The organism is Sulfitobacter sediminis (assembly GCF_040811725.1).
In the GTDB taxonomy this organism is placed as follows: domain Bacteria; phylum Pseudomonadota; class Alphaproteobacteria; order Rhodobacterales; family Rhodobacteraceae; genus Sulfitobacter; species Sulfitobacter sediminis.
Map to the genome: position 1 here is coordinate 1 of NZ_JBFNXX010000061.1, position 5,638 is coordinate 5,638.

The following is a 5,638-nucleotide window of genomic DNA, read 5'->3' on the forward strand; positions in this document are numbered from 1 at the left end:
CCCTCTGAGCAACCTGCTTCGGTCCCATCATCGCCAGATCTCCCTTGCCTCAGGGCAAGTGAATCAGCCGATCACGCAACGCTCAAGCAGAGTTTTTCAACAATATCCGCAAGGAAGCAGCCTTTTGCGCAAACGCAGCGAACTCACCCTTTGTCCGCATCAGAGACATCGATCGTCTCCGCAGCGAATGGCCGAAGTTAGTAAGAGCGGTCGTTGTGCGCAAAAGCGGACTTTGCCGCGCCGCGAGCTAGGCATGAATGACTGCTGACGGCGGCTTCGAGGTCATCCGATAGAAAGACTCGGATGTCTCAGAAGAGCCCAAAAGTACCAAGTGTTGTGGGCCCAACTAGTGACGGCTATGCAACTTGACCCAACGCGCATAGTGTAAACGCATGAGCACGTTCCGAAACGCCAATCCTTCCGACGCAACTCGATGCTTTGAGATTGAAAACGCTGCCTATGAAGGCGACGAAGCAGCAACCCTCGAAAAGATATCCAAGAGGATCGAGGTCTATCCCGATGGCTTCCTCATTCTTGAGGAACAAGGCGATATCGTTGGCTTTATCAATTGCGGATGTGCCCATGAAGTCGAAATGTCTGACGAGGAGTTCAAAGAGCTGGTTGGGCATGACCCTGACGCGCCAAACGTCGTAATAATGTCCGTTGTTGTTGATCCCGCGCATCAGGGCAAGGGGCTGTCACGGGCATTGATGGTCGAGTTTGTGGGGCGCATGAAAAGGATGGGTAAGTCGACAATCCACCTCATGTGCAAAGAGCATCACGTCCCACTCTACGAGGGATTTGGATACAACTATTTGCAGCCATCGACTTCCGACCATGGAGGAATGACTTGGCATGAGATGTCTATGAATCTTTGAATTCTTAGGAGTGAGTGAGGGAAGTGATACCCCTTGAAAAGCCTTTGCGATTGGCCGTTGAAACTGATGCCCATGCACTTGCGGACTTGGTGAACTTTGCAGGCGAGGGCTTGCCGCTCCATGTTTGGACCGGGCTGGCTCAAGATGGCGAGGATCCCTGGGCCGTCGGTCGCGCGCGACAGGCCAAAAAGGTACGAGAGGGGCAGGTGGTCGTAATTGACTTTGGAAACGGGGCGGTCGCTGGCCTCACAGGCTATGGGATCGGATCTGAACCAGAAGAAATTGGAGATGACTTCCCAGCCTTGTTCCGCACCTTGCAGGAACTGGAAAACAAAGCGTTAGACAGCTGGTATGTTAATGTTCTGGCTTGCTACCCAGAGAACCGAGGTCAGGGCCTTGGTTCGAAACTACTCGATGTCGCCGACGAGATAGCCCGCGACGCGGGATACAGCAAAATGAGTGTTATTGTCGCCGATGAAAACGTGGGAGCGAGGCGTCTATACGAGCGAAAGGGATACTCTGAGTTGGACAAAGCCCCATGCGTCAAAGACGGCTGGGAGACCGAAACTGAAAACTGGGTTCTCCTCGTCAAGTCGCTATCCTGACATCGGGCGTAACCGGTCTTTCTGAACGGAGGCTTTTCTCGCTTTCCGGGTGAAGGGGCGTTGGCGCGCGCATACAGTCTTTTTCACTGTGCCGCCCGAGAACCGCCGTCGGTCTCAGAGCTACGAAGGTCGGCAATGTCCGGTTCTGAGACATCGGTCGCAGTTCAAACGAGTGGCCGGTGTTGGCAAAAGCGGCCGTTGCAGCGCGAAAGCGGACGTTGCGGCGGCACGAGCCAATGATGAATGACTGGTTACGCTGGCTCAGCGGTCATCTGATGAAAAGACTCGGATGTCACAGAAGAGCCCAAACCAGACGATCCATACCTCAGTCTAGCTGGCATTTAGAGGCGCACTCTTTGTAGATTTAGCAGGCGCCTCGCCTTGATCGAATACAAGGCAGATGTAATGTTTCTCAGCGGACTGAGGTTTCAAGTTTCACAGGCTCGCAAAATAATGAGGAAGGGAGCTGATACCGCTTGATGGAGCGTAGGCTAGCAGCCGTCATGGCCGCAGACATCGTGGGCTACAGCCGCATGATGGGGGCTGATGAAGAAGGCACACTGAACATACTGCGTGAGCTGAAATCTGGGGTTATCGAACCGGCGATCGTAGCGAACTCGGGGCGGTTGGTGAAGTATATCGGGGACGGGTTCATCGCCGAATTCCCCAGTGCGACTGCCACGCTGGATTGCGCCCGGAAAATCCAGTCGGAAACAGCCGATCGAAACACTGACCTCCCAGAAGAGAGACGCGTTCGTTTGCGGATCGGCGTCAATCAAGGAGAGATCATTATCGAAGACGGTGATATCTACGGTGATGCTGTGAACATCGCTGCCCGTCTAGAAGGGCTCTCGCCGCCTGAGGGGATTGCGGTTTCCGAGAAGGTGCATGCTGAGATAAAGGCGAGCACTAAGAAACTATTCGGCGATTTGGGACCACAGGAATTCAAGAACATCCTTCAGCCCGTTCGAGTCTATTGCGCTCGCCTTGTTGATGATGGGAAGCTAGGCGCAGTCGAAGTTGGACGGCCAACCCACATCAATGAAGTTTCCCGGCCAAGCATAGCAGTTATGCCGTTTCGAAATATGTCTGGCAGTGACGACTCGGAGTACCTAGCAGACGGCGTAAATGAGGAAGTTGTTACTTCACTGACGCGATTTAATTCGCTGTCTGTCAAAGGGCGGAATGCGACTTTGGGCTTCCTTAACGCAAAGATGGACTTGCAGGAGATCGGCCGGGATTTAGGCGTTCGCTATGTACTGGAGGGTAGCGTGCGTACAGCAGGCGCGCGTGTGCGGATTTCAGTTCAGCTTATGGATGCTGCTGCTGGCACACATATATGGGCCGATCGCTACGATCGTGTGCTTGAAGACATTTTCGATTTGCAGGACGAAATTTCGCAGACTATCGCGGCGCGGATTCAGCCTGAAATGGAGCACGCCGAACGCGAACGGGCACAACGGAAGTCAACAAGTGATCTTGGCGCGTGGGATCTGTATCATCGAGGGATGTGGAGTTTGTATCGCTTCACACCGCAAGACTCCCAAGTTGCGCGACAATGCTTCCGGGCCGCAATCGAAGCCGATCCCGAATTCGGCGCACCATGCGCGGGACTGGCCTATCAACTCTGCTACGACGTTTGGAACGATCTCGCCGAAGACATAGAGACCACGCTGGATGAGGCTGAACAATTGGTCCGCCGTGCACTTGAACTGGACGACAGGAATGTCCAAGCCCGGTTCACCTACGGCAGAGTGCTGAATCTCAAGCGTGACTATCCTGGGGCGATCCGGGAGTTCGGCAAGGGACTAGAACTCAGTCCGGCCTTCGCACAAATGCATCACGGCATGGGGTTTGCATTGTTTTACAGCGGGCATGCCGAGGAGGCTTTGCCCTACTTCGACAACGCAATTCGGCTATCCCCTCATGATCCTCAAATGACGTCGTTCCTTTTTGTACGCGCCTTTGCCTATCTTGCCTTAGGGGACTACGAGAAAGCAGTTGCCTCTGGGGACGCTTCTGTTGCTCAACCCAACGCAATGAAGTGGTCACATCTGTTTAGGCTTGGCGCAATGGGACATCTGAACGATCCGCGCGCAAGCGACGCGCTGAAGGTTTTGCAGGCGTTGGAGCCAGATACAACGACGCGGAGCCATTGGCGAAAGAAGCTCCACTTCGCCGATTGCGATCGCTACGTCGACACTCTTATGGAAGGGCTTAAGCTGGCGGGTATGCAAGATTAGTCTCATTAAAATTCGCTTTTGTAGTATGGTCTCAGAACCAACAAGGAGTTTCACGATGTCAGAATATTTCGATCTGGGCAGCTACAGTCGCCCGGCGAGTGACGTACCCATTGCACAAACTTGGTTTGATCGCGGCCTCGTGTGGTTGTTCGCTTACAATCACGAAGAGGCACTTGAGTGTTTCGAAAGAGCCTTGGAGGCTGATCCAGCCTGTGCGTTAGCATACTGGGGCATCGCTTATGCCATTGGCCCAAATTACAACAAGCCATGGGAAGTGTTTACACCCGAAGAGAAGGGGCCTGCCCTAGAGCGGGCCCACAAAGCGCTGCAGGCAGGCCTTGCACTCAAGGCCGCAAAACCAGTCGAACGCGCGCTCATCGAAGCGCTCGCATCTCGCTATCCCACTGACCCTGAAATCGAGGACTACCAGCCGTTCAATGATGGCTTCTCGGCAGCAATGAAGCCCGTCTACGAGGCAAACCCTGACGATCTGGATGTCGCCTGCATCTACGCAGAAGCAATGATGAACAGGACACCTTGGCAGCTCTGGGACTTTCACAAAGGTGTGCCGAATCCTGATGCGTCGACACCCGAGGCGATGGCAGTCCTTGAGCGGGCCTTTGATCAAACGCCGGGTGCCTGGGATCATCCAGGTCTTTTGCACATGTACATACACTTGATGGAGATGTCGCCCCATCCGGAGCGAGCTCTGCGCCATGGGGACCGTTTGAAAGACCTGGTGCCTGATGCGGGCCACCTCGTCCACATGGGTACGCACATCGACGTTCTGTGTGGAGAGTATCAAAACGTCCTCTATCGCAACCTCGCGGCAGCAACGGTCGACGACAAGTTCAAGGCCTATGCCGGACCGGCCAACTTTTATGCCCTCTACCGCATCCACAATCTCCACTTTGCTTTCTACGGTGCAATGTTCCTTGGGCAAAAGGCTGCGGCCGTAGATGCGGTGGTGCGTCTACGCGATGAGGTCCCTGATGAAGTGGTCCGCTCCTATCCTGACATTTTCGAAACTTTTGTAGCTGCCGCACCTCATGTCTACATCCGTTTCGGCATGTGGTCTGAGATTCTCGAGTTGGAGCAGCCCGAGGACAAGGAGCTCTATGTCACGACAAATGCGCTTATCCACTACGCCAAGGCTGTCGCCTTGGCCAATCTTGGCCGCCATGATGAGGCAAATTCGGCAATGACTGATTTCACCGCTGCCTATGCCAACGTGCCGGACAGCCGGATGCTCTTTAACAACAAGGCACGCGATGTGCTTGCGGTCGCTGAAGAGATGATGAAGGGAGAGATATCCTTCAAGGCAGGCCGCCGCGAGGAGGGCCTAGATCATCTTCGCAGGGCCGTCGAATTAGACGACAACCTCGAATACGAAGAGCCTTGGTCATGGCCGCAACCGACACGTCATGCATTGGGGGCTCTGTTGATGGAAGCAGGTGAATATGGCGAAGCTGAAGCGGTCTATCGTGCTGATCTTGGTCTAGACGGGAAACTACCGCGTCCCAGCCAACATCCCCGCAACGTATGGGCGCTTCATGGCCTGCATGAATGCCTGATGAGACGCGGCGAAGAGGTTGAGTTGCCCCACGTGAAGCTCTTGCTCGACCAGGCAGTCGCCCGCGCCGATATCCCGATCCGGGCGAGTTGCCTGTGCCGGGCGGCGGCGGCCTAGCAACGCGCTTCAAGCGAAATAACGGGGCGTGACGCAGGCAGCGTGCAAAACATCGCTGCCTGCCATCCAAAGTTCATCAAGAACTGCTTTTTCTTTAGGCTTCTTTCTAACGAAAAGTCTGCCGCTAATGTTTCTGACGACCGGTTTGTCCGGATGCTGTTGAAAAAGTCGACCGGGGATTTCGTTTGAATTGATGGCCGAACGGTTTCTGCCCGGCTCTTC

5 protein-coding genes are annotated in these 5,638 nt (G+C 54.6%); 4 read left to right on the forward strand and 1 reads right to left on the reverse strand.

All coding sequences use genetic code 11. The features are described from left to right. Positions 1–392 precede the first annotated feature (392 nt). The 4 genes from AB2B41_RS22865 (at position 393) to AB2B41_RS22880 (ending at position 5,416) form a co-directional block, all read left to right on the forward strand. A complete protein-coding gene (locus AB2B41_RS22865) occupies positions 393–878 on the forward strand; it encodes a GNAT family N-acetyltransferase (RefSeq protein ID WP_367880139.1) in 486 nt (161 codons plus the stop codon). A 50-nt stretch (positions 879–928) separates the two neighbouring features. Continuing rightward, the gene (locus tag AB2B41_RS22870; protein ID WP_367880140.1) at positions 929–1,483 is read left to right on the forward strand and encodes a GNAT family N-acetyltransferase; all 555 of its coding nucleotides are present in this window, start codon (positions 929–931) and stop codon (positions 1,481–1,483) included. A gap of 503 nt (positions 1,484–1,986) precedes the next feature. Next, positions 1,987–3,726 (forward strand): adenylate/guanylate cyclase domain-containing protein, encoded by a 1,740-nt coding sequence (locus AB2B41_RS22875; protein WP_367880141.1) that lies wholly within the window; start codon positions 1,987–1,989, stop codon positions 3,724–3,726. A gap of 55 nt (positions 3,727–3,781) precedes the next feature. Further along, positions 3,782–5,416 (forward strand): tetratricopeptide repeat protein, encoded by a 1,635-nt coding sequence (locus tag AB2B41_RS22880; protein ID WP_367880142.1) that lies wholly within the window; start codon positions 3,782–3,784, stop codon positions 5,414–5,416. A 9-nt stretch (positions 5,417–5,425) separates the two neighbouring features. Here AB2B41_RS22880 and AB2B41_RS22885 read toward each other — a convergent pair. Then, positions 5,426–5,638: hypothetical protein (locus AB2B41_RS22885; RefSeq protein ID WP_367880143.1), on the reverse strand; the 213-nt coding region annotated here is incomplete at its 5' end.